Source organism: Pseudomonas sp. NPDC086251 (genome assembly GCF_044746405.1).
GTDB lineage: Bacteria > Pseudomonadota > Gammaproteobacteria > Pseudomonadales > Pseudomonadaceae > Aquipseudomonas.
In genome coordinates this window covers 1-21,180 of record NZ_JBIVBY010000027.1, presented here as the reverse complement: position 1 = coordinate 21,180, position 21,180 = coordinate 1, and the positions used below count along the sequence as shown (strand labels likewise).

21 protein-coding genes are annotated in these 21,180 nt (G+C 60.0%); 17 read left to right on the top strand and 4 right to left on the bottom strand.

Annotated elements, in window-relative coordinates; all coding sequences use genetic code 11:
* Window positions 1-57 precede the first annotated feature (57 nt).
* Complete coding sequence (locus ACIPL2_RS26095; protein WP_401361193.1) at window positions 58-1,107, bottom strand: helix-turn-helix domain-containing protein; 1,050 nt, start codon at window positions 1,105-1,107, stop codon at window positions 58-60.
* 311 nt (window positions 1,108-1,418) lie between these two features.
* On the opposite strand from ACIPL2_RS26095, the gene ACIPL2_RS26090 reads away from it, so the two are divergent.
* The 6 genes from ACIPL2_RS26090 (at window position 1,419) to ACIPL2_RS26065 (ending at window position 7,708) form a co-directional block, all read left to right on the top strand.
* Complete coding sequence (locus ACIPL2_RS26090; RefSeq protein WP_401361191.1) at window positions 1,419-2,315, top strand: transporter; 897 nt, start codon at window positions 1,419-1,421, stop codon at window positions 2,313-2,315.
* Between the two features lie 92 nt (window positions 2,316-2,407).
* Window positions 2,408-3,448: a phenylacetaldoxime dehydratase family protein gene (locus ACIPL2_RS26085; protein ID WP_401361189.1), complete on the top strand. Its 1,041-nt coding sequence runs from the start codon at window positions 2,408-2,410 to the stop codon at window positions 3,446-3,448.
* 29 nt (window positions 3,449-3,477) lie between these two features.
* On the top strand, window positions 3,478-4,098 hold the full coding sequence (gene nthA / locus ACIPL2_RS26080; protein WP_401361187.1) for a nitrile hydratase subunit alpha: 621 nt from the start codon (window positions 3,478-3,480) through the stop codon (window positions 4,096-4,098).
* Window positions 4,098-4,730, top strand: coding sequence for a nitrile hydratase subunit beta (gene nthB, locus ACIPL2_RS26075; protein ID WP_401361328.1), 633 nt, complete (start codon window positions 4,098-4,100; stop codon window positions 4,728-4,730). The genes nthA and nthB overlap by 1 nt, the downstream gene beginning before the upstream one ends.
* A 27-nt stretch (window positions 4,731-4,757) precedes the next feature.
* Complete coding sequence (locus tag ACIPL2_RS26070; protein WP_401361185.1) at window positions 4,758-6,275, top strand: amidase; 1,518 nt, start codon at window positions 4,758-4,760, stop codon at window positions 6,273-6,275.
* A 215-nt stretch (window positions 6,276-6,490) separates the two neighbouring features.
* Window positions 6,491-7,708: a DUF3422 domain-containing protein gene (locus ACIPL2_RS26065; protein WP_401361183.1), complete on the top strand. Its 1,218-nt coding sequence runs from the start codon at window positions 6,491-6,493 to the stop codon at window positions 7,706-7,708.
* Between the two features lie 12 nt (window positions 7,709-7,720).
* Here the strand turns inward: ACIPL2_RS26065 and ACIPL2_RS26060 are convergent, their stop codons facing one another.
* Window positions 7,721-8,644: a LysR substrate-binding domain-containing protein gene (locus ACIPL2_RS26060; RefSeq protein ID WP_401361326.1), complete on the bottom strand. Its 924-nt coding sequence runs from the start codon at window positions 8,642-8,644 to the stop codon at window positions 7,721-7,723.
* A 504-nt stretch (window positions 8,645-9,148) separates the two neighbouring features.
* Here ACIPL2_RS26060 and ACIPL2_RS26055 point away from each other — a divergent pair.
* Window positions 9,149-10,513: an MFS family transporter gene (locus tag ACIPL2_RS26055; RefSeq protein WP_401361181.1), complete on the top strand. Its 1,365-nt coding sequence runs from the start codon at window positions 9,149-9,151 to the stop codon at window positions 10,511-10,513.
* A gap of 62 nt (window positions 10,514-10,575) precedes the next feature.
* On the opposite strand, the gene ACIPL2_RS26050 is transcribed toward ACIPL2_RS26055, so the two are convergent.
* Window positions 10,576-11,400, bottom strand: a complete 825-nt coding sequence (locus ACIPL2_RS26050) for an alpha/beta fold hydrolase (RefSeq protein WP_401361324.1) — start codon at window positions 11,398-11,400, stop codon at window positions 10,576-10,578.
* 160 nt (window positions 11,401-11,560) lie between these two features.
* The gene (locus tag ACIPL2_RS26045; RefSeq protein WP_401361179.1) at window positions 11,561-12,454 is read right to left on the bottom strand and encodes a LysR family transcriptional regulator; all 894 of its coding nucleotides are present in this window, start codon (window positions 12,452-12,454) and stop codon (window positions 11,561-11,563) included.
* A gap of 105 nt (window positions 12,455-12,559) precedes the next feature.
* Between ACIPL2_RS26045 and ACIPL2_RS26040 the strand changes: the two genes are divergently transcribed.
* The 10 genes from ACIPL2_RS26040 to ACIPL2_RS25995 all read left to right on the top strand — a co-directional run.
* On the top strand, window positions 12,560-13,225 hold the full coding sequence (locus tag ACIPL2_RS26040; RefSeq protein WP_401361177.1) for an RraA family protein: 666 nt from the start codon (window positions 12,560-12,562) through the stop codon (window positions 13,223-13,225).
* A complete protein-coding gene (locus ACIPL2_RS26035; RefSeq protein WP_401361175.1) occupies window positions 13,225-13,887 on the top strand; it encodes an RraA family protein in 663 nt (220 codons plus the stop codon). The genes ACIPL2_RS26040 and ACIPL2_RS26035 overlap by 1 nt, the downstream gene beginning before the upstream one ends.
* A complete protein-coding gene (locus tag ACIPL2_RS26030) occupies window positions 13,887-14,525 on the top strand; it encodes an RraA family protein (protein ID WP_401361173.1) in 639 nt (212 codons plus the stop codon). Before ACIPL2_RS26035 ends, ACIPL2_RS26030 begins: the two co-directional genes overlap by 1 nt.
* Entirely contained in the window at window positions 14,522-15,736 is a 1,215-nt protein-coding gene (locus tag ACIPL2_RS26025) for a pyridoxal phosphate-dependent aminotransferase (protein ID WP_401361171.1), read from the top strand. The genes ACIPL2_RS26030 and ACIPL2_RS26025 overlap by 4 nt, the downstream gene beginning before the upstream one ends.
* Before the next feature lie 234 nt (window positions 15,737-15,970).
* A complete protein-coding gene (locus ACIPL2_RS26020) occupies window positions 15,971-16,510 on the top strand; it encodes a thiamine pyrophosphate-binding protein (protein WP_401361169.1) in 540 nt (179 codons plus the stop codon).
* On the top strand, window positions 16,498-17,094 hold the full coding sequence (locus tag ACIPL2_RS26015) for a thiamine pyrophosphate-dependent enzyme (protein WP_401361167.1): 597 nt from the start codon (window positions 16,498-16,500) through the stop codon (window positions 17,092-17,094). Before ACIPL2_RS26020 ends, ACIPL2_RS26015 begins: the two co-directional genes overlap by 13 nt.
* Window positions 17,095-17,160: 66 nt before the next feature.
* Entirely contained in the window at window positions 17,161-18,324 is a 1,164-nt protein-coding gene (locus tag ACIPL2_RS26010) for an acyl-CoA dehydrogenase family protein (protein ID WP_401361165.1), read from the top strand.
* A gap of 18 nt (window positions 18,325-18,342) precedes the next feature.
* The gene (locus ACIPL2_RS26005; protein ID WP_401361163.1) at window positions 18,343-19,545 is read left to right on the top strand and encodes a CaiB/BaiF CoA transferase family protein; all 1,203 of its coding nucleotides are present in this window, start codon (window positions 18,343-18,345) and stop codon (window positions 19,543-19,545) included.
* Window positions 19,546-19,582: 37 nt separating this feature from the next.
* Window positions 19,583-20,332, top strand: coding sequence for an electron transfer flavoprotein subunit beta/FixA family protein (locus ACIPL2_RS26000; protein ID WP_401361161.1), 750 nt, complete (start codon window positions 19,583-19,585; stop codon window positions 20,330-20,332).
* A 15-nt stretch (window positions 20,333-20,347) separates the two neighbouring features.
* The coding region (locus ACIPL2_RS25995) for an electron transfer flavoprotein subunit alpha/FixB family protein (RefSeq protein ID WP_401361159.1) at window positions 20,348-21,180 on the top strand (833 nt) is incomplete at its 3' end.

Genomic DNA, 21,180 nt, shown 5'->3' with positions numbered 1-21,180 from the left:
TGGCGCTGGGCTGGGCTGAGGGTCGCTTTACCAGGTTGGCGTTGTGGCTGAAAACGGCTACTGCCGAAGCTGACTCTCGCGCCAATCCCGGGGGGCATGACCATAGACCCCACGAAAGACCCGGCTGAAATGCGAAAGGTCATTGAAGCCCCAACGAAACGCGATGTCGGATATCCGCAACGTGGCGTTGGCCGGGTTCAACAGATCAGCGCTGCAACGTTCCAGGCGACGACGCAACAGGTAGCGCATCAGCGAAGAACCCTCATGTTCAAACAGCTTATTGATGTAACGCGCTGAAAGACCTGTGCCTAGGGAGACCTGTTGGGCATTGAGTGTCGGATCGCGCAGGTTGTCGTTCACAAAGACCTTCACCCGCATCAAGGTCAGGGCCTGGTTGCGAGAGTGCTCAGGCTCCAGGGTTTGCAAGTTACCCAGCGTCAGCGCAATCAGATTGGTCGCCGACTCCGACAACTTGATCATCTCGGTGGCAGAGAACTGGCCAATTTGTGAGGTCACACTCTCCAGGAACAGGCGCATGACGCGGCCGACCGGATTGTCCATGGAGATGCGCGTCGCCATCCGGCTTTCCATCCCCACCACCAGTTGATTCAGGCCGGGCCTTGGCACGCTCACGATGATCTGCCGCCAATCATGGGCAAAGTTCAGTTGATGCGGGCGTGTTGCATCATAAATGGCGAAATCCCCGGGCCCGATAATTGCCCTGTTTCCGTCCTGTTCCAACTGCTCGGTCCCCTCGAGCATCAACACCGCAAAGTATTTGTCTTCGTCCCGCGATCTTGGTTGCAGATGACGACGGTTGACGGCCTGAGCCGCTGCACTGACGTCACTGATGCGCAATAGCTCGCACTTCTGCGACCTGACTTTGCCGAAGAACGCCGGGTTCGGGACAGCGCCGATTTCTACGTCGGCAAACATCCGCAGAATCATTTCTCGCCAGTAATCCACTCGCTCGGACGTGGAACCGCTTTGGGTGGCGACGTCGATGTTTTCGCAAGACCAATTGGTCACCGGCACCCGACTGCCGCCACTCAGGTCAACGGCACGTGCCCCCCATCCCTTCAAGCCCCCTTCCTGTTGCTTACCCATCTGCGAAGCCCCTTCCTGCGGAAGTGATTTTTAGAATGACCTAGCAAGCCCCATACCAGGCACATCCGTGGGCCTAACGAAGCAACCTCTGCATCAAACGTTTTCTCCAACCTTGGAACACTTCTTACCTCACTCCTCGATAGCTTCGCCACCACCAGCGACCAAAGGGCCGCCTGAGAAAACTTTTTGTTCCCGCATAGCCAAGAAGCCAATTCCTGACCGCCGCATCCTTGAGCCACGGGTGAACACCCCGAGAGCAAGTTCCTTAAATGTCCCCCTACGAAGGGACAATCAACAATAGGCGACAGACAATGAGCAAAGTGAAAGCGTGGCTAGTGCGACAGAAAAAGTCGTTATTGCTGGGGTTGATCCTGATAGGGACATCGTTCGCCACCCTGGCGGTAGAAGTGGCACCGGGTGACTTCGAGCAATACCCGATAGGGGCGACGATCGGGGCGGTTTATTACCAGCATGCAACCACCGACTCGTGGCGATCCAACGGCCACCAGGCGATTTCGGATTTCAACCTGACATCCGATATCGGCATTCTGCGGTTGCTGCATGTCTACCAACTGAGCGAGTCGGTCACCATCGACCCGCAGTTTCTGCTGCCGTTCGGTCAGCTTTCCGGCCATGGCAGCGCCTCGGCGCTAGGCGACGCCAGCGGTACCGGCGACCTCATCCTGACGGCCCCGATCAAGGTGCTTCTCAACAGTGCCCGAGACACCCTCAGCGCCAACGCCTACCTCTACGTACCCAGCGGCACCTACGACAAGAACGAGCCGATCAACCTCGGTGAAAACCGCTGGAAAGTCGACTTTCAGGGCGCCTACATCAAGCACTTTCTCGACAAATGGGCGGTGGACCTGGTGGGCGATGCGATCTGGTATGGCGATAACGACGCCTACGGCGCCAGCTCCGCGGTGCTCAAGCAAAAAACCTCCTACAGCGCGCAGGTCATGACTCGCTACATGCCGGATCCCGCCACCTCTTTCGCCGTGGGTTTCGGGCATATCCGGGGTGGGGAAACCGAGGTTGATCGGGTCGAGCGCGATGATGCGATGCGCACCACCAACATTCGTTTGACCGCCACCCAATTCGTCACGCCCCAGGATCAACTCCAGCTCCAGCTAGGCCGGGATCTCTCGGTCGAGAACGGTCCCAAAGAGGACTTTCGCATGAACCTGCGTTATGCGCGGGTGTTTTGACGCCCTTCCCTCCTTCAAACAAGCACCCGCCCACTTGCACCGGTTGCGTGCAGTTGGCAGGCCAATGACCTGAATAAAAAAGAGAGTGACGTATGGAATCCGCGATTGATAAACACCTGATGTGCCCTCGGTCTCGTGCCCGCCGGATTGAAGATGACTACACCCCGCCATTCCCCGGTTGGGTAGGCCGCGCCGATGGCTCGGTCGAGCAAATAGTCATGGCCTATCTCGGCGTCCAGTCCAAAGGCGAGCATTACCTGGGTGCTGCCTGCGCCGCGCTGCGTAACATCGTGCAGCGTTTCGATTTTGTCGATGGACCGGGCCATCACGACATCACCCACTACGTCGACGCCGCCGGCTACGACAACATGATTGCCATCGCCTACTGGGATAGCCCTCAGTCCTTCCTCCGCTGGCAGTCCAGTGAAAAGGTCAGCCAATGGTGGAACGCCGAAGAGCTCGGCAACGATGGCCTGGGCTACTTCCGGGAAATCCTGACCCCGGGCGTCGAGCGCTTTGAAACCCTCTTCGCCACGCCCGATTACCTGGAAGGAGTCGGTCTGTTGATGGGCTCGCGCAGTGACGAAATCCAGGAACACGGCTACTGGGGCTCAATGCGCGACCGAATCCCTTTGTCCCAGACCGACCCCATGTCCCCTGTCGGCCACCTTGAGGCCACCCCGGCTTCACGTCGACAAGTGATCAAGGGCCACGAGAATCTGGTGGTCATCCGTTCGGGCCAGGACTGGAGTGAAACCGAAGGCACTGAACGTGATTTGTACCTGAACCAGATGGAACCGGCGCTGCGAGCCGGCATGGAATTCCTGCGCGATCAAGGCCTGCCCGTGGGCTGTTACAGCAACCGTTACCTGCAGCATCTGGACCCCAACGGACAAAAGCTGGAGAAGACTTTTTCTGTCAGCCACTGGCGCTCGCTCGCGCACCTGGAGCGCTGGTCCGAATCCCACCCGACGCACATCGAGATATTTGGCACCTTCATGAAGATCGTCCAGAAACTGGGGGGCGATATCAAATGGAAGGGCTATCACGAGGTCAGTGTGCTGCGCGCCGAAGACCAGCTTTACGAGTACATCAATTGCCACGCCGAAACCGGCCTGATGCATCGCAACTGACATTCCGTATCGTCTAGAGGATAGCGATCATGAACGACCATTACCATCACGCGCAGGCTTCGGCTGCCGTACGCGCGGTCGCCCTGAAAAACGCCCTTGAGGAACGCGCGCTGGTTCCCGAAGGGTATGTCGAGAAATTCACCGAGATCATGCAAAACGATTTCGACCCGGCCAATGGCGCACGCGTCGTTGCCAGGGCCTGGGTCGATCCGCACTACCGCGAATTGCTACTCAGCGACGGCACCGCGGCTTGCGCGCAGTTCGGTTACACCGGCGTACAAGGTGAGTACATCGTGGCACTGGAAAATACCCCAGCCCTGCAAAACGTCATCGTCTGCACGTTGTGCTCGTGCACGGCCTGGCCGGTCCTCGGCCTGCCACCTGACTGGTACAAAAGCTTTGAATACCGCTCCCGCGTCGTGAGGGAGTCGCGAACGGTACTTCGCGAGATGGGCCTGGACTTGCCGGACGAGGTCGAAATCCGCGTCTGGGACACCAGTGCCGAAACCCGCTACATGGTGCTGCCCTTCCGCCCTTCCGGCACCGAGGACTGGACCGAAGAACAGCTCGCCGCGCTCGTCACCAAGGATGTGTTGATCGGCATCGCACGCCCCGGCGCCCCCACCCACCAACCGCGAGTGAAGCAATGATGGATGGCATCCATGATTTGGGCGGCGTTCAGGGATTTGGGCGCGTGCAGCACAGCGCCAACTCGCTGAGCTACAAACCGGTGTTCCATGAAGACTGGGAACACCTTGGCTACAGCCTCCTGTTCCTCGGTGCCGGGGAGCTGGGACTGTTCAATGTGGATGAGCTGCGCCACGCGATCGAGCGGATGGAGCCGAGGCAATACCTGGCGTCCAGCTACTACGATCGAATTATCGTGGGTGTCGCTTCGCTGTTTGTCGAAAAAGGCGCCATCACCCAACAGCGCCTTGAAGAACTCGCCGCCGGTGCGTACCCGTTGGCGCTGCCGCTCGGTCCCGGACGCGCTGCCAACCCACCTGCCATCCCGTTCCGGAACGGCGATCGGGTGCGGGTTCGCGACGAGTACGTCGACGGTCATGTGCGCATGCCCGGCTACGTACGGGGCAAGCATGGGGTTGTCGTACACCGCACGACACATGAGTGGCCGTTTCCCGACTCCGTCGGTCATGGCCTGCCCAGTCACAACGAGCCGACTTACCACGTGCTCTTCACCACCCAGGAACTGTGGGGCGACGCCGCAGACGCGGGCACCGTGGTGGTGGACTTGTTCGGCAGCTACCTGCTCAAGGCCTGAAACTCCCTTTTACAGCGAGGACGCAACATGTCTGTTATTCGACCCAACACCGACGAACTCGGGGTGATTGCCAACCGCCTGGGCATACACCTGACGCCCAAACAACTCGACGAGTATCAGTCCGTACTGCAGGCCAATTTCGACGCCTATGACGTGCTTGACCAGCAGGCCGACTTCCTTCCGGAAGTCACTTACCCACGGTCGCCCGGTCACGTTCCGAGCGCCGCGCAAAACCGTCTCGGTGCGTGGCAGTGCCAGGCGCATATCCAGGGCAACCGTGCGGGTCCGTTATCTGGAAAAACGCTGGTCATCAAAGACAACATTGCGGTCGCCGGCCTGCCGATGCTCAACGGCTCATTTACCCTCGATGGCTATCGGCCCGCGGTCGATGCGACGGTCGTGACACGCCTGCTGGATGCCGGTGCCAGCGTCGCGGGCAAGGCTGTCTGTGAGGCCCTGTGCTTTTCCGGGGGATCGCACACGTCGGCCAGCGGTCCGGTGCACAACCCGCTCCGTCCGGGCTACTCCGCTGGCGGTTCCTCCTCAGGCTGTGCAGCGTTGGTCGCCGCCGGTGAAGTCGACTTGGCGGTGGGCAGCGATCAGGGCGGATCGGTGCGCATCCCCGCCTCTTTCTGCGGCGTGTACGGGATGAAACCGACCCACGGCCTGGTGCCGTATACCGGCGCGATGCCGATAGAAAGTACCCTTGATCATCTGGGCCCCATTACCCGGACGGTGCAGGACAACGCCCTGATGCTCGAAGCAATGGCCGGCGTCGACGGGCTCGATCCGCGTCAATTGGCCGGGACCAGGACTGCGCGCTACACCGAGGGTCTGTCGCGGGGCATTACGGGGCTGAAAATAGCGGTGCTCAAGGAAGGCTTTGGCCATGCCAACTCTGACACCGATGTCGACCAGGCGGTGCGTCAGGCCTGTGAAGTATTCCGCGCTCAGGGCGCGACGGTCGAAGAAGTGTCCATGCCCATGCACTTGTTGGGTCCAGCCATCTGGCTGGCGATCGCTGCCGAAGGCGCCACCCAGCAAATGATGCAGGGCAACAGCCACGGCTTCAATTGGCGGGGGCTCTACCTGACCGACATGATGGAGCACCATGCGAGCTGGCGACATCGAGCGGATGATCTACCCGATACGGTCAAGACCACGATGATCCTGGGCGAGTATTTCAGCCGCCACTACCATGGGCGCTTTTACGGCAAGGCGCAGAATCTCGGACGCAAGCTGCGCCTGGCCTACGACGAGATACTGGCCCGTCACGATCTGCTGCTCATGCCCACCCTGCCCCTCAAAGCCACGCCACTACCGCCAGCCGATACGCCACTGGCGGATTACCTGGGGCGCAGTTTCGAGATGCTCGCCAACACCTGCGGCTTCGATGTCACCGGGCACCCGGCCCTGTCACTCCCCTGTGCCACACGCGATGGCTTGCCAATCGGTTTGCAGCTGGTGGGCAGACATTTCGCCGAAGCCGAGCTCTATCGCGCGGCCTATGCCTTCGAGCAGAACGCTGACTGGAAGGTCTGTTAAATCCCCGACGCCCCGACGTGAGCCGCATCACGTCGGGGCCCCGCCCTAATCGTTGTTGAATGCAAAAGTATCGATCACTGGTAGTGACTCGCGAGTTCGGCCACCTGTCCCACCAACTACAGCCGTCGATCACTGCCCTGAACACCGCAGGCGCACTCCCCAGTGGGCATTGATCGCAAGCGCCCAGAACAAAAAATCAACCTGGCCTGAACAGCATGCATCCGCAAAGACAAACCCTGCACAACGAACTGCACGCACGCCCGTCACTGTATTTCGATGAGCCAGCCCATGTGTTTCATCTGGCCTTTCTCGGCGGCGAGCAAGCGTGCAACACGCTCCTTCAGGACTGCTGCCCTGCCACCTTCGACCTGACCGCCGCCCAAGGTATTACCCAACTCGATGGCCACGCACTGAAGTGGGAACGCCACGCCGAGTTCTTCACCCTCACCCTCGTCGTCACTTCATCGAGCAATGACCTGTCCTGGACATCACTGCCAGAGATGCTGGCACAAAAGGTCGAAGCGTATTTGCCGCAGCTGATCAACTCGGTGCAAATCGTCGTGCGTGGCGAAGCCGGCCTGGACATCGCCGGCTACGGGTTCAAGGACCCGTGCGGTTCCTGCGTGGGGGGTGGCGATGCGGTGGTCTGGAGCGATTTTCGACTCTGCGAAGACGGCAGCAACCACTTGCTGTTCATCAACCGGCGCCTCAATGCCTATCGCCAGGGGCGGATGATCCGCCGTCTGCTGGAGATCGAGACGTACCGCATGATGGCTTCGCTGTCGTTGACCACGGCCAAGACCTTGAGCGCGCAACTCGATGGCTTTGACAAAACCCTGGTCACCCTCTCCGAGCGCAACGCCCACGCCAACGGCGGCAACGCAAAAGCCCTGCTGGCGGATATCTCCAACCTGTCAGCGCAAGTGGTCAGCAGCACCGCGAAAACCCGCCACCGCTTCAGTGCCACCCAAGCCTATGCCCAATTGGTGTACGAGCGCCTCGGCGAATTGCGCGAAAGCCACGTCGGCGATTGCCAGCGCCTTGGGGTGTTCATCGAACGCCGCTTCAAACCCACCGTCAGGTACTGCACCGCCACCGAACAGCGCCTGGAGCACTTGGCCGAAAGCGTGGCCAACCTGGGCGACTTGTTGCAAGCCCGGGTTCAGGTAGAAATGGAAGAACAGAATTCGGAAATCCTCAAAAGCCTGAACGCCCGCGCCGACGCCCAGATCAAGATCCAGCGCGCCGTCGAAGGCCTGTCGATTATCGCCATCACCTACTACCTGCTGAACCTGCTCAAGCTCGGCTATTCAGGGCTGCACCTGCTCGGCGTCGACATCGCCCCACGGGAGGCCATGCTGGCCATGACGCCGCTGGCGATCGCGATACTTGCGCTGATTGTGATGCGGATCAGGAAAGTCAAAGGGCATTGATAACGCGGTTGTTCAAAGCATGTGCCCCGCCCAAATCTTGCGATTGACCAGATCGGTGGCGATCTCGATGAACGCATCCCCGACAAACTTCGCGGCCGGGCTGACTCGTCTGTCCGCGGGAAACACCTGGACCAGTTTGCGCATGGGAACGGGGTCAACCAGGGGCGCGGCACTGAGCACGCCCGATTCGATTTGCGTGTAAATCGAGGCCAACGGCAACGCGGTAAAACCGAATCCATTGCGGACCAGATCGATCATCGCGCCGAAGGAGTCCGCTTCGACGCTGGTCATGAGCTTGATGCCGACTTCGCGCGCGCAATTGTCCAGTATCACGCGAAGGCTGTGGCGAGCGCTTGGCAACACCAATGCCTGCTCAGCCAAAGACTCGAACGATACCGGCGTATCGATGCGCAGGTTGGCGCTGGCGGGACCGACCAGCAGCAGGTTTTCCATCATCACCGGCACGATACGCAGCGTATGCAGGGGCTGAGGATCGTAAGAAATCGCCAGTTCCAGCTCGCCACGCTGAACCCAATCCAGCAGGTAGCCACTGAAGGCCGAGGAAAACCTGACGGCGAGATTCGGATGCGCCTCTTTGATCTTGCGCACCAGTGGCACGGTGACAATTTCCGCGACCGTCGGCGTTGTACCGATCACCACCATGCCGCGAAAGGAAGACTTTCCGCCCACCACCGAGCTTCGAATGGACTCCATTTCTTCCATGATGCGGGTGGCATGCGCCAGCACCTCACGGCCGGCATCGGTAATCTCCATGCCCCGTCCATGTCGATCGAACAGGTAAGTGCCGAGTTCTTTTTCCAACAGTCGAATTTGTCGGCTCAGGGCCGGTTGTGCAATGTGAAGCCGGTCGGAAGCCTTGCTGAGACTGCCTAGCTCGGCCACATGAATCAGGGTTTTGAGTTGAACGACATCCATTACCAGGCCAGTCAAAGTCGGGCTCGGCGCGAAATGTGCCGAAGGTAGTGAGAGTGTAAACGCATTAGCGACCCTTGCAGTGCCGCAGAACTGCGCCGCATTGAACCCGATGCGTTGGCTCCCGGCTGTATCCCTCAGCGCCTCGGGGCTGCACGACAAGCTATAGAATTTTGCTATATCAGTTAGGCCTGCCTGACGGCTTATTTCGCTCCCCACTCTGAGGTAGCGTGCAATCAACGTCAGCGCCTGGAGCGCTCGACTTACTACAAGAATAAGATTCGAGGGCTTGCGCCATGATTGACAACGTTTCTCCTGACTCGACCTGTCCCTTTTACCCTGGCAGCGAACAGCTGACCTCTCCCGTTCATCCCCCCTCTTCACCTGCGCCCTCCATCAACGGGCCAACGTTACTGCGTTGAGCAGATCAACCCATCGAGTCAGCAACGTCGAACACGCCTCAGCGTGCGCCTCGTAACGTCTCGCCTTGAAGAAAGGGTGAACACCATGTCCGCATCAACAACAACCTCAACAGACCACACCGCCAAGACCGGCCCGAACCGGGTCAAGGCCATCATGGGCGCCTGCTCCGGTAATCTGGTGGAGTGGTACGACTTCTTTATCTACGCCTATACCGCCATTTACTTCGCGGCGTCGTTTTTCCCCAAAGGGGATACCACCAGCCAATTGCTCGCCACCGCCGGGGTCTTCGCCGTCGGCTTTTTCATGCGCCCTCTGGGCGGCTGGATTTTCGGCTGGATTGCCGATACTCGCGGCCGCAAGGTCTCGATGATTATCTCGGTGTTCATGATGTGCGCCGGATCACTGTTGATCGCGATCATGCCGACCTATGACACCATCGGCATGGCCGCGCCGGTTTTGCTGGTCGTCGCGAGACTGATCCAGGGACTTTCAGTCGGTGCGGAATACGGCACGGGTGCCACGTACATCAGTGAAATCGCGACCCCCGGTCGTCGCTGTTTCTATGGCTCGTTTCAGTACTTCACCATCATTGCGGGTCAGTTGCTGGCCTTGATGACCGTGGTGATTCTCCAGCAAACCCTGACCGGTGAGGAACTGCGCGAATGGGGCTGGAGGATACCGTTTTTCATCGGTGCCCTGAGCTCGATTGTCGTGGTGTACCTGCGACGCGCAATGCATGAAACCGCCACCAAAAAAGACATGAACCGTAAAGATGCCGGCTCGCTGCGCGGCATGTTCAAACACAAGCGCGCCGTCGCCCTGGTGCTTGCTTTCACCATCGGCGGTTCGCTGTACTTCTATACCTTCACCACGTACATGCAGAAGTTCCTGGTGATCTCTGCCGGTTTCAGCCCGGAAACGGTGAGCTTCATCATGACGGCGTCCCTGATCGGTTTCATGTTCTGCCAGCCGCTGTTTGGTTTGCTCGCCGACCGTATCGGGATCAAGGCGCACATGCTGATGTTTTCCGGACTGGCCATGGTCCTGGTGATCCCCCTGCTCTATTCGTTGCAGTCGGTGAGCAGTCCGTTTACGGCGTTCCTGCTGGTGTTTGGGGGCCTGGCCATTGCGTCGCTCTACACCCCGATTGCCGGGATCGTCAAAGCGGAATTGTTCCCGCCTGCGGTGCGGGCATTGGGCGTGGGCTTTCCGTACGCCGTCGGCAACGCGGCTTTCGGCGGCACGGCCGAATACGTGGCGCTGTCGCTTCGTTCGCAGGGTATCGAGGAGTATTTTTTCTTCTATGTCGCGGCGATCGTGACCATCACCTTCATTGCCTCGATGCTGATGCCGAACCTGTCGCGCTATGGGTACATCAGCGGTTCCGGTGAAATCGAGGAGCGCACCGGTTTGAAGGGGTACGTAAAGTCGAACGCTGCCAGGGCTTGAGGCGCTGACGATCAGCGCAGGTACTTGAGAGGGCCCATGCTGATCCATGGGCCCTTTTTTCATCAGGCTGTAGGCGGGACGGAGACTGCCTGGAAATCGGCGATCTGTTGCCACATCGCGATGGGATTGGAATACATCGGGAAATGCCCGCAACCGGCAATCGGCGCCAGCCGAACCCCACGGGCCTGGATATGCGGCAGGTAGGACAGTGATGCGTTCTGTTCGCCGTACATGAACATCCGCGGGCACTTCAAACCGAGGAATTTGCCCATCAGGTCGGCGTTATCGGAGAGGTCGACCATCGACTGGAAGATCCCTCGCACCGCACCGGCACGTACCTTGTGTCGCAAACTTGCGGAATAGAGCGCACTGGCAAAGGCTGGGGCCTGCCGGGCCCGTTCGATGAAGGCGGCGAAAAACGCCTCCGGATCGTCGCTCGGATAGTCGACGATCTGCCGACTGAGGAAGCAATCTTCCGGGGCAATATTGCCCTCGATATCGACGAAACTGAGCACCCGATCAGGGAACTGATGGGCCAGCAGCAGCGCGGTCAATCCGCCCATGGAATGACCGACCAGATGGAAGCGTTCAATGCCAAAATGCTCCAGTACCTGCAGCGCCGTCTGCAGCAGAAAGGGTATGGAGATTCTGGAAAGATCACTGCACTGGGTTTCACCGCAACCCGGAGCGTCAAAAGCAACGAACGGGTGATCGGCCAATGCGGACTGCTGCACGATGTCGGCATAGTCTTCTTTGGTCGAACCAAAGCCATGCAGGAACACAATCGGCGCCCGGAGGCCGCCGCGATGGAGGGCGGCCACGTTCAACGAGACACCCTCCACTGTCAGAGGGAGTTGCACGTGAGTGAACGTTTCTGCTGAGGGCACGTTGTTGCCTCCTTGAACGAAAAGGTGGTGCCGAGCCTGGGTTGTCGGCGGCGGGGCAGGCAATTTCAAGGAAATCGGCTGTTCTGTACATTCCTGATTGAGGAAGGCTTTCATACGCCAAACCTATCAAGCGATGTTCAAGCACGATCCCTGGGCTAACTCATGCCTTGGCGCGGAAGCGGGCAACGACGTCCTCCACCACCGGATTGGGCCGATCCGTATTCCAGGCCACCGCCGTGGTCACGACATTGAGCTTCTGGCTCAGCGCTCGAAACACTACATTGTCTGGCGCCAGTTTTTTCAGTGAGGCCGGCACCAGTGCGATGCCTTGGCCATAGCTGACAAAAGCGATTTGCGAGGCCACGGATCGCACTTCATGCAGTACGCGAGGGGAAAAGCCGCTGGCGCGACACGTAGCAATCAGATTGTCGAAGTACACCGGGCTGACCTTCCGGGAAAACATCACCAAGGGCTCGTTGGCCAGACTGGACAGGCTGATTCGCGTGCGTGAAGCCAGGGGATGGCTGCTCGGCAGCGCCACCACCAGACGGTCCTCCAACAACGGAAGTGAACTGATCGAGGTTCCCAAATCACCGTCCAGCCGGGCGAAGGCCAAGTCGATGTCCCCCGCTTCCAGCGCCGGGACGGCTTCGACGCTGTCGATTTCCCGCACGGATACCGTCAGATGCGGGTAATCGCTTTTCAATTGCTCGATCAAACCCGGCAGGACATCGAACATGGCCGTGGAAATCGCACCAATGGTCAACATCCCCGACTGCCCCGCCACCGCCTCCTCCACAGCGAGCTCCAGACGTTCCAGTTGGTCGGCGAACTTGCGCACCGCCGGCAGAATCGCCGCCCCCACCGGGGTCAACTTCGCACCGCGTCGCGAACGGTCGAACAGCTTCACTTTGAGCGCCTGTTCCAGCACCTGGATCTGCTCGCTCAGCGGTGGCTGGGACATGCCCAAACGCTTGGCCGCGCGACCGAAATTCTGTTCTTCGGCCACCGCCAGGAACAACCAGAGATGACGAATCAGTCGAAAATTGATCATGATTAATCCATAGGTTTAACGTATCTAACGTATCTATGATTCGTAATATACCTATCAAACTGTCTCGCCGACACTGGGCGCCTCCGTCACCACAGGGGCTTCCCCATGACCCATAAGAGTTTGCTAGATCGCTTGGCGGCGCTGGATACCAACACGGTCTCCGATGCGCTCGACTTCCTCGGCCTGCCGGGTGCCACCGTTGGGCTACGCCCGTTGTGGAACTGTCCAAAGATTGTCGGCCGCGCCAGCACCGTGCTGCTGGCTCCTAAAACCGACAACGTCCCCACTGTGCACCTGATTACCCCCGTGGTGGAACAGATCGACAGCAATGATCGTGTGCTGGTGATCGCCGGTGGAATCGAAGGCATCTCCTGCTGGGGCGACATCCTCGCCAATGCAGCAGCCAGCAAGAAAGTGCGCGGCACGGTAATCGACGGTTTCAGCCGCGACATCGACGGCAGCGAGTCAATTGGCTACCCGGTTTACGGTCGCGGCGTGACCATGATCAGTGCCCGCAATCGGGTGGTGCAGATCGATGCCGCCGTGACCATCAACGTGGCCGGTGTCGATGTCAGCGAGAACGATTATGTCATCGCCGATACCTGCGGCACTGTGTTCGTGCCCTCCGCCTATATCGAGAAAGTGATCGACCTTGGCGAGCGTATTGCCCGCCGCCAGGACGGCATGGTCGAGGCTGTCCGCAGCGGTCGTTCGGTCGCCGAAGTGATGCATGACACCCAATTCGAAGCGATCCACGTGGAGCACGCCTGATGAATCTTGAAGACAAAGAACTGGTCGCCTTGTTTGAAGGCCTGGACACCCCGGGCGTCTCCGATGCGCTGGACAAACTCGGCCTGCCCGGTCAATGCCTCGGCGTGGCACCCCTGGACAATTACAGCAAGGTCATCGTCGGTCCCGCGTTCACCGTGCAGTACGTCTCGGCCAGCGTACCGCCTGGCACCGTCGGCGATTTCATCGAAGACGTGGCGCCTGGCGACGTGGTGGTGATCGACAACGGCGGCCGCACCGACTGCACGGTTTGGGGCGACATCATGACCCAGTACGCCGGCACTCGGCAGATCGCTGCCACGGTCATCGACGGTGTTTGCCGTGACGTGAACAAAGCACTGGGCGATGGCTACCCGATCTTCAGCAAGGGCCGCTTCATGCGCACCGGCAAAGACCGCGCGCAGGTTCAGTCGGTCAACCAGCCGGTATCCATCGGTACCGCTCGAGTGTGTGCCCGCGACATCGTGGTCGCTGACGCCAATGGCGTGGTGATCGTCCCCCGCGCCCGTGCGGCTGAAGTGGCGGCGTGTGCCCGTCAGATCGAATCGATCGAAGCCGACATTCGCGCCCTGATCAGCCAAGGCAAACCCCTTAAAGAAGCCCGGGCCGCACTGGGTTACCACAACTTGCAGAGGAAAGTCTGATGACCCCGCTCCCGCTCCCCCTGGATTTCCACGCACGGGCAAAAGTGCTGGGCAGCTCGACGCTGTATGAAGCGTCCCACCTGCCTTGCGCGGTCGACAGTGCGATCCGCCCGATCTGGGACGGCGCCTTCATCTCTGCTCCCGCCTATCCGCTGGAATGCTCGCCCGGCGACAACCTCGCCCTGCACCTGGCGATGGAACGCGTGCCCCGTGGCAGCGTGCTGGTCGTGGGTACAGGTGGCTTCATCGCAGGCTATTGGGGCGAAGTGCTGACCGTGGCGGCCGAAGCGGCTGGCGTGGTCGGACTGGTGATCGATGGTGGCGTACGCGACATCGCTGCGCTGAAGAAACGCCAGTTCCCGGTGTTTGCTCGCGGCATATCGGTGAAAGGTACGGTCAAGGCCAGTGCGCCTTCGGTGGGGCAGCCATTCAATTTCAACGGTGCTTTGGTGGCTCAGGGTGACTGGGTGGTGGCCGACGATGACGGTGTGATCATCATTCCCAAGGCGGATGCGGCACGTACCCTGGCCGAAGGCGAGGCGCGCGCGAACAAGGAAGCTCAGATGATGCAGGCGTTGACCGACGGCCGCTCGACCCTGGAGCTGATGAACCTGACTGAGTGGAGAACCCGCGCATGAGCGCCGACATCCAACGGCTGAACCTGCGTCTGGCCAGTGCACAGCCTTCCGCGACCTATCGAATCATGGACCGCGTGGCAGAGCGTCGCGCGCAAGGTGCGATGATTATCTCGCTGTGCGCGGGCGAGCCTGATTTCGACACGCCAACGCATGTTCGTGAAGCGGCCATCAACGCCATCGAACACGGCCACACTCGCTACACCCAAGTCGCCGGCGCACGTTCACTGCGAGAAGCGGTGGCCGCCAAATTCCGCCGCGAGAATGGCCTGGACGTGACGTGGCAAGACACCCTCGTGTGCAACGGTGGCAAACAGGTGATCTACAACGCCCTCGCGGCAACCCTCAACGAGGGTGACCAGGTTATTGTGCCGGCCCCCTACTGGGTCAGTTACCCGGAGATGGTTCAACTGTGCGGCGGTGAAGCCCGAATTGTTACCTGCGAGGCCGACACTGGTTTCAAGCTGACGCCCTCGGCGCTGGCCGCAGCCATCACGCCGCAGACCCGCTGGTTGATCCTCAATTCGCCGTCCAATCCGACCGGCGCGGTGTACAGCCGAACAGAACTGCACGCTCTGGCCGAGGTTTTATTGGCTCACCCCCACGTGCTGATTCTGGCCGATGACATCTATGAACACTTGATCTTCGATGATCAAGCGTTCCATACCCTGGCGCAGGTCGAACCACGGCTGGCACCGCGAACCCTGACCATGAACGGTGTATCCAAGGCCTACGCCATGACGGGTTGGCGCATCGGATTTGCTACGGGACCACGCTGGCTACTGGAGGCCATGGAAAAACTGCAAGGGCAGCAAACCTCCGGCGCCTGTTCGATCTCGCAACAGGCCGCACTGGCTGCGCTGGAGGGCCCCAAGGATTTCATCCACCGAAGCCGTGCCGCTTTCCAGCAGCGTCGCGATTTGATGGTGGCGCTGCTGAACGATACCCCGGGCCTTGAATGCGTCAGTCCGGCAGGCGCCTTTTACGCCTTCGCCTCCTGTGCCGGATTGATCGGCCGAACCTCACCCGGTGGCCGAGTGCTGCACACCGACGAAGAGGTTGCCCATGCACTGCTCGACGAGGCGGATGTGGCCGTGGTGCATGGCAGCGCCTTTGGCCTGGGCCCTTACATTCGCATTGCGTATGCCCTGGATGACGCTTCATTACGCCAGGCATGCGAAGCGATTCGCCGATTCTGCAGCGCCCTTAGGTGAGTCCGGCGCTCAACTGTAGGAGCGAGCTCGCTCGCGATGAACTCAAGAGCGCCTCGTTCAACCTGTGAACACCCTTCATCGTTAACTTCCATCGCGAGCAAGCTCGCTCCTACAGTCGGTCGGCAAGCTATACAAAATGGGCATATCTCAAAGACAAAAACGGTAGTCGTAGTTCAGTTCCAGCACTCCCAGAATGTGTGAAAACACAAAAGCAGCACTGCTTGGGAGATGGGCATGTCAACAGAAGCTGAACAAACCGTGGGACAGGATTGGCAGGAGGACGTGTTCCGCGTGCTCAAGGCCCACGACGTCAAACACGTGGTTTTCGTACCGGACGCAGGCCACTCGGCGGCCATCCGTATGGCGTATGCCGACCCGGACATCAAGGCTGTCGTTCTCACCACCGAAGAAGAAGGCATCGGCTACCTTGCTGGCGCATGGCTCGGCGGTGAACGCGGCGCCCTCTTGATGCAGTCCAGCGGCGTCGGTAACTGCATCAACACCCTGGCCCTGCAAGCCTGTGCCGGCTTCCCACTGTTGATGGTGGTAACCATGCGCGGTGACTGGGCTGAATTCAACGCGTGGCAGAACCCGATGGGTCAGGCCACCGAAGCCTCGCTGAACTTGATGAAAGTCATGACCTGGCGCGCGGACGTTCCTGAAGACGTCGCCCCGCTGCTGCACGGTGCCGCGACTATGGCCTTCAACGGTGATTCCGCCACTGCCCTGCTGCTCGGTCAGCGCCTGATTGGAGAAAAGAAATGGGTCAAGTAAGCGCCAACCACACCCTGTGCCGCCGCGAAGTGGTCAAGACCTTATTGGCCGACCGTAAAGACGTGCTGGTCGTGACCGGTCTGGGCTCGGCGTCTTATGACGTCATGGCCGCCGGTGACAACGATTTGAATTATTACCTCTGGGCCGCCATGGGCAGCGCCATCACCGTCGGCCTGGGCCTGGCGAATGCGCAGCCCCACAAATCGGTGGTGGTGATTACCGGTGACGGCGAGTTGCTCATGGGCTTCGGCGCACTGGCCACTGTGTCGCTGCAAAAGCCCGCCAACCTGACCATCGCGGTGCTGGATAACGGTCACTTCGGTGAAACCGGCATGCAGGTCAGCCACGCGGGGTTGGGTATTTCCCTGGATCAGGTGGCGAAGACCTGCGGGTTTAGCTGGACCGATGAAATCCGTGACATGGAAGGCGTACACGGCCTGCGCGAACGCCTTGCAACCCGCGATGGCGTCAAGCTCGCGACGATCAAGATCAAAGCGGAAAACCCGCCACGGGTGCTGCCACCGCGCGACGGTCACTACGTCAAGAACCGCTTTCGTGCCGCCTTGGGTTTCAACCCGATCTGATTGCTCTTTGCCCGGACCCGGTCACGCAAGGCAGATGCCGTGCGTGACGCGTCGAGGAGAATAATAATGACTGACCGTCACTCTGAAGAACTCAATGCCATCCGCGAGGGCGTACGCGCTCTGTGCGCCGAATTCGATGCGGCTTACTGGCGCAAAGTCGATGAAGAAAAAGGCTTTCCGGAAACCTTCGTCAAGGCCCTGACCGACGCCGGGTGGCTGGCCGCGCTGATTCCAACCGAATACGGCGGCTCCGGCCTGGGGCTGGCCGAGGCCTCGGTGATCCTCGAAGAAGTGAACCGCTGCGGCGGTAATTCCGGCACCGTTCACGGGCAGATGTACAACATGTTCACCCTGCTGCGTCACGGCAGCGAGACACAGAAAAGTTACTACCTGCCAAAACTGGCCAGCGGTGAATTGCGTTTGCAATCGATGGGCGTAACGGAGCCCACCACCGGCACCGACACCACCAAGATCAAGACCACTGCCGTACGCAAAGGTGACAAGTACGTGATCAACGGGCAGAAGGTGTGGATCTCACGGATCCAGCATTCCGACCTGATGATCCTGTTGGCGCGGACCACGCCATTGGCCGATGTGCGGAAAAAGTCCGAAGGCATGTCGATCTTCCTCGTGGACCTGCGTGAAGCCATCGGCAACGGCCTGACCGTACAGCCGATCGCCAACATGGTTAATCACGAGACCAATGAACTGTTCTTCGACAACCTGGAGATCCCTGCTGACAGCCTGATCGGCGAGGAAGGCAAAGGCTTCAGGTACATCCTCGATGGCTTGAATGCCGAACGCACCTTGATTGCTGCCGAGTGCATCGGCGACGGCCGCTGGTTTATCGAAAAGGCCAGCGCCTACGCCCGCGACCGCGTCGTCTTCGGTCGCCCGATCGGCCAGAACCAGGGTGTGCAATTTCCGATCGCTGAAGCGCACATCGAGATCGAAGCGGCCGACCTGATGCGCTGGCGTGCCTGCGAGGAATATGACAGCGGCATCAACGCCGGGGCCAGCGCCAACATGGCCAAGTACCTGGCGGCCAAGGCCTCCTGGGAGGCGGCCAACGCTTGCCTGCAAACCCACGGCGGATTCGGCTTTGCCTGCGAATACGACGTCGAGCGCAAATTCCGCGAGACCCGCCTGTATCAGGTGGCCCCCATCTCCACCAACCTGATCCTGTCGTACGTGGCCGAACACCTGCTTGAGCTGCCGCGCTCTTTCTAATAACAAGAGAGATCAATCATGAGCCAGTCCAAAGACATTCGTCCGCTCGATGGCATTACTGTGGTCAGCCTTGAGCATGCCATTGCCGCGCCCTTCTGCACCCGACAACTGGCCGACCTTGGCGCCCGCGTGATCAAGGTTGAGCGCCCTGGCACAGGCGATTTCGCCCGCGGCTACGACCAACGCGTCAACGGCCTGGCCTCGCACTTCGTCTGGACCAATCGGTCAAAGGAAAGCCTGACCCTCGACCTGAAACAAGAGACGGCCACCGAGGTGCTGGACAGCCTACTGGCCACCGCCGATGTGTTCGTACAAAACCTCGCACCCGGTGCGGCGGCGCGAATGGGCTTGTCATTTGAGGTGCTGCATCAGCGATTTCCGCAACTCATTGTGTGTGACATTTCAGGCTATGGCGTGGGCGGCCCCTATGAAAACAAAAAAGCCTATGACCTGTTGATCCAGAGCGAGGGCGGATTTCTGTCAGTGACCGGCGGCTCGGGTGAAGAAGAAATGGCCAAGGCCGGGTGCTCGATCGCCGACATTGCCGCCGGCATGTACGCGTACACCGGCATTCTGTCTGCGCTGCTGCTGCGTGGACGGACCGACGAAGGCAGTCACATCGATGTGTCGATGCTGGAAAGCCTGGTCGAGTGGATGAACTATCCGATGTATTACGCCTACGACGGCGCGCCTCCGCCCCCTCGCGCGGGGGCCGCACACGCGACCATTTATCCTTACGGTCCCTTTCCCATCGGTGACGGCACCACCGTGATGCTGGGTTTGCAGAACGAACGCGAATGGCAGTTGTTTTGCGAGAAGGTGCTGCTGATCCCCGAACTGGTGAAGGACGAGCGTTTTTCTGCCAACTTCAGACGCGTCGAAAACCGTCACGCGCTACGGGAATTGATCGTCGAGTCGTTCGCCAGCCTCAACTTCGATGCCGTAATTGATCGACTGGAACACGCGCAGATTGCCAACGCCCGGGTCAATGACATGCAAGGCGTCTGGGATCATCCGCAACTGAAGGCCCGCGATCGCTGGCGCGAAGTCGAGACCTCTACCGGCACCGTACCGAGCCTGATGCCGCCGGGCAGCAATAGCGCTTTCGAACCGCGAATGGACGCCGTACCGGGCCTTGGCCAGCACACTGAACGGGTGCTGAGGGAGCTGGGGCTGTCGGCGAATCGCATTGAAGAAATGCGCGCTGCCGGTGCTATCTGACTGCGCCGATCAACTATTCCGGAGTGAACACTGCCCAATGAAGATCCTCGTAGCGGTCAAACGCGTGGTCGATTACAACGTCAAGGTTCGCGTCAAGGCGGACCATTCCGGCGTCGACCTCGCCAACGTCAAGATGTCGATGAACCCGTTCTGCGAAATCGCCGTGGAAGAAGCCGTACGCCTGAAAGAGAAAGGATTGGCGACTGAAATCGTCGTCGTCTCGATCGGCCCCTCCACCGCTCAAGAGCAACTGCGCACCGCGCTGGCGCTGGGTGCCGACCGCGCCATCCTCGTCGAATCCGCTGAAGATCTGACGTCCCTGGCCGTTGCCAAACTGTTGAAAGCGGTGGTCGACAAGGAACAGCCTCAGCTGGTGATCCTGGGCAAACAAGCCATCGACAGCGACAACAACCAGACTGGCCAGATGCTCGCGGCACTGAGCGGCTACGGTCAGGGCACGTTCGCCTCGAAAGTCGACATCAGTGGCGACAGCGTTGCCGTGACGCGTGAAGTCGACGGCGGCGCGCAGACAGTTTCCCTGAAACTGCCGGCCATCGTCACCACCGACCTGCGTTTGAACGAGCCGCGTTATGCGTCCCTGCCCAACATCATGAAAGCCAAGAAGAAGCCTCTCGAAGTGCTGACTCCGGACGCTTTGGGCGTTTCCACCGCCTCCACCAACACAACCTTGAAAGTCGAAGCGCCGGCTGCACGCAGCGCGGGCATCAAGGTCAAGTCGGTGGCTGAACTGGTCGAGAAACTGAAAAACGAAGCGAAGGTGCTTTGAGTTAAGGAGCGTGAAATGACTCTCTTGGTTATTGCTGAACACGACAACAAAGTAGTGGCCCCGGCCACACTGAACACCGTGGCTGCTGCCGCCAAAATCGGTGGTGATATCCACGTGCTGGTTGCCGGCCAGGGCGTTGACGCCGTGGCTGAAGCCGCTGCGAAAATCGCTGGCGTGGCTAAAGTGCTGGTGGCCGACAACGCCGCCTACGCGCATCAGTTGCCGGAAAACGTAGCGCCTCTGGTCGCCGCTCTTGTTCAAGAAGCAGGGGCTGCGGGCTACAGCCACATCCTGGCGGCCGCGACTTCCAACGGCAAAAACATCCTGCCACGCGTTGCCGCGCAGCTGGACGTTGACCAGATCTCCGAGATCATTTCGGTCGAAAGCGCTGACATCTTCAAGCGTCCGATCTATGCCGGTAACGCCATCGCTACCGTTCAGTCGAACGCCGCAGTGAAAGTGATCACCGTGCGCGCTACCGGTTTCGACCCGGTGGCCGCTGAAGGTGGTTCGGCTGCGGTTGAAGCCGTTGCCGCTGCACACGACGCAGGTATCTCCAGCTTCGTTGGCGAAGAACTGGCCAAGTCCGATCGTCCGGAACTGACCGCTGCCAAGATCGTCGTTTCCGGCGGCCGCGGCATGCAGAACGGCGACAACTTCAAACACCTGTACGCCCTGGCTGACAAGCTGGGCGCGGCGGTCGGCGCTTCCCGCGCTGCGGTCGACGCAGGTTTCGTACCCAACGACATGCAGGTCGGTCAGACCGGCAAGATCGTTGCGCCACAGCTGTACATCGCCGTCGGTATCTCCGGCGCGATCCAGCACCTGGCCGGCATGAAAGACTCCAA

What these genes read in the sequence shown, in the direction of transcription:
- ACIPL2_RS26095 (WP_401361193.1), bottom strand. Translation starts at nt 1,107, where the DNA reads ATGGGTAAGCAACAGGAAGGGGGCTTGAAGGGATGGGGGGCACGTGCC.
- ACIPL2_RS26090 (WP_401361191.1), top strand. Translation starts at nt 1,419, where the DNA reads ATGAGCAAAGTGAAAGCGTGGCTAGTGCGACAGAAAAAGTCGTTATTG.
- ACIPL2_RS26085 (WP_401361189.1), top strand. Translation starts at nt 2,408, where the DNA reads ATGGAATCCGCGATTGATAAACACCTGATGTGCCCTCGGTCTCGTGCC.
- nthA (WP_401361187.1), top strand. Translation starts at nt 3,478, where the DNA reads ATGAACGACCATTACCATCACGCGCAGGCTTCGGCTGCCGTACGCGCG.
- nthB (WP_401361328.1), top strand. Translation starts at nt 4,098, where the DNA reads ATGGATGGCATCCATGATTTGGGCGGCGTTCAGGGATTTGGGCGCGTG.
- ACIPL2_RS26070 (WP_401361185.1), top strand. Translation starts at nt 4,758, where the DNA reads ATGTCTGTTATTCGACCCAACACCGACGAACTCGGGGTGATTGCCAAC.
- ACIPL2_RS26065 (WP_401361183.1), top strand. Translation starts at nt 6,491, where the DNA reads ATGCATCCGCAAAGACAAACCCTGCACAACGAACTGCACGCACGCCCG.
- ACIPL2_RS26060 (WP_401361326.1), bottom strand. Translation starts at nt 8,644, where the DNA reads ATGGATGTCGTTCAACTCAAAACCCTGATTCATGTGGCCGAGCTAGGC.
- ACIPL2_RS26055 (WP_401361181.1), top strand. Translation starts at nt 9,149, where the DNA reads ATGTCCGCATCAACAACAACCTCAACAGACCACACCGCCAAGACCGGC.
- ACIPL2_RS26045 (WP_401361179.1), bottom strand. Translation starts at nt 12,454, where the DNA reads ATGATCAATTTTCGACTGATTCGTCATCTCTGGTTGTTCCTGGCGGTG.
- ACIPL2_RS26040 (WP_401361177.1), top strand. Translation starts at nt 12,560, where the DNA reads ATGACCCATAAGAGTTTGCTAGATCGCTTGGCGGCGCTGGATACCAAC.
- ACIPL2_RS26035 (WP_401361175.1), top strand. Translation starts at nt 13,225, where the DNA reads ATGAATCTTGAAGACAAAGAACTGGTCGCCTTGTTTGAAGGCCTGGAC.
- ACIPL2_RS26030 (WP_401361173.1), top strand. Translation starts at nt 13,887, where the DNA reads ATGACCCCGCTCCCGCTCCCCCTGGATTTCCACGCACGGGCAAAAGTG.
- ACIPL2_RS26025 (WP_401361171.1), top strand. Translation starts at nt 14,522, where the DNA reads ATGAGCGCCGACATCCAACGGCTGAACCTGCGTCTGGCCAGTGCACAG.
- ACIPL2_RS26020 (WP_401361169.1), top strand. Translation starts at nt 15,971, where the DNA reads ATGTCAACAGAAGCTGAACAAACCGTGGGACAGGATTGGCAGGAGGAC.
- ACIPL2_RS26015 (WP_401361167.1), top strand. Translation starts at nt 16,498, where the DNA reads ATGGGTCAAGTAAGCGCCAACCACACCCTGTGCCGCCGCGAAGTGGTC.
- ACIPL2_RS26010 (WP_401361165.1), top strand. Translation starts at nt 17,161, where the DNA reads ATGACTGACCGTCACTCTGAAGAACTCAATGCCATCCGCGAGGGCGTA.
- ACIPL2_RS26005 (WP_401361163.1), top strand. Translation starts at nt 18,343, where the DNA reads ATGAGCCAGTCCAAAGACATTCGTCCGCTCGATGGCATTACTGTGGTC.
- ACIPL2_RS26000 (WP_401361161.1), top strand. Translation starts at nt 19,583, where the DNA reads ATGAAGATCCTCGTAGCGGTCAAACGCGTGGTCGATTACAACGTCAAG.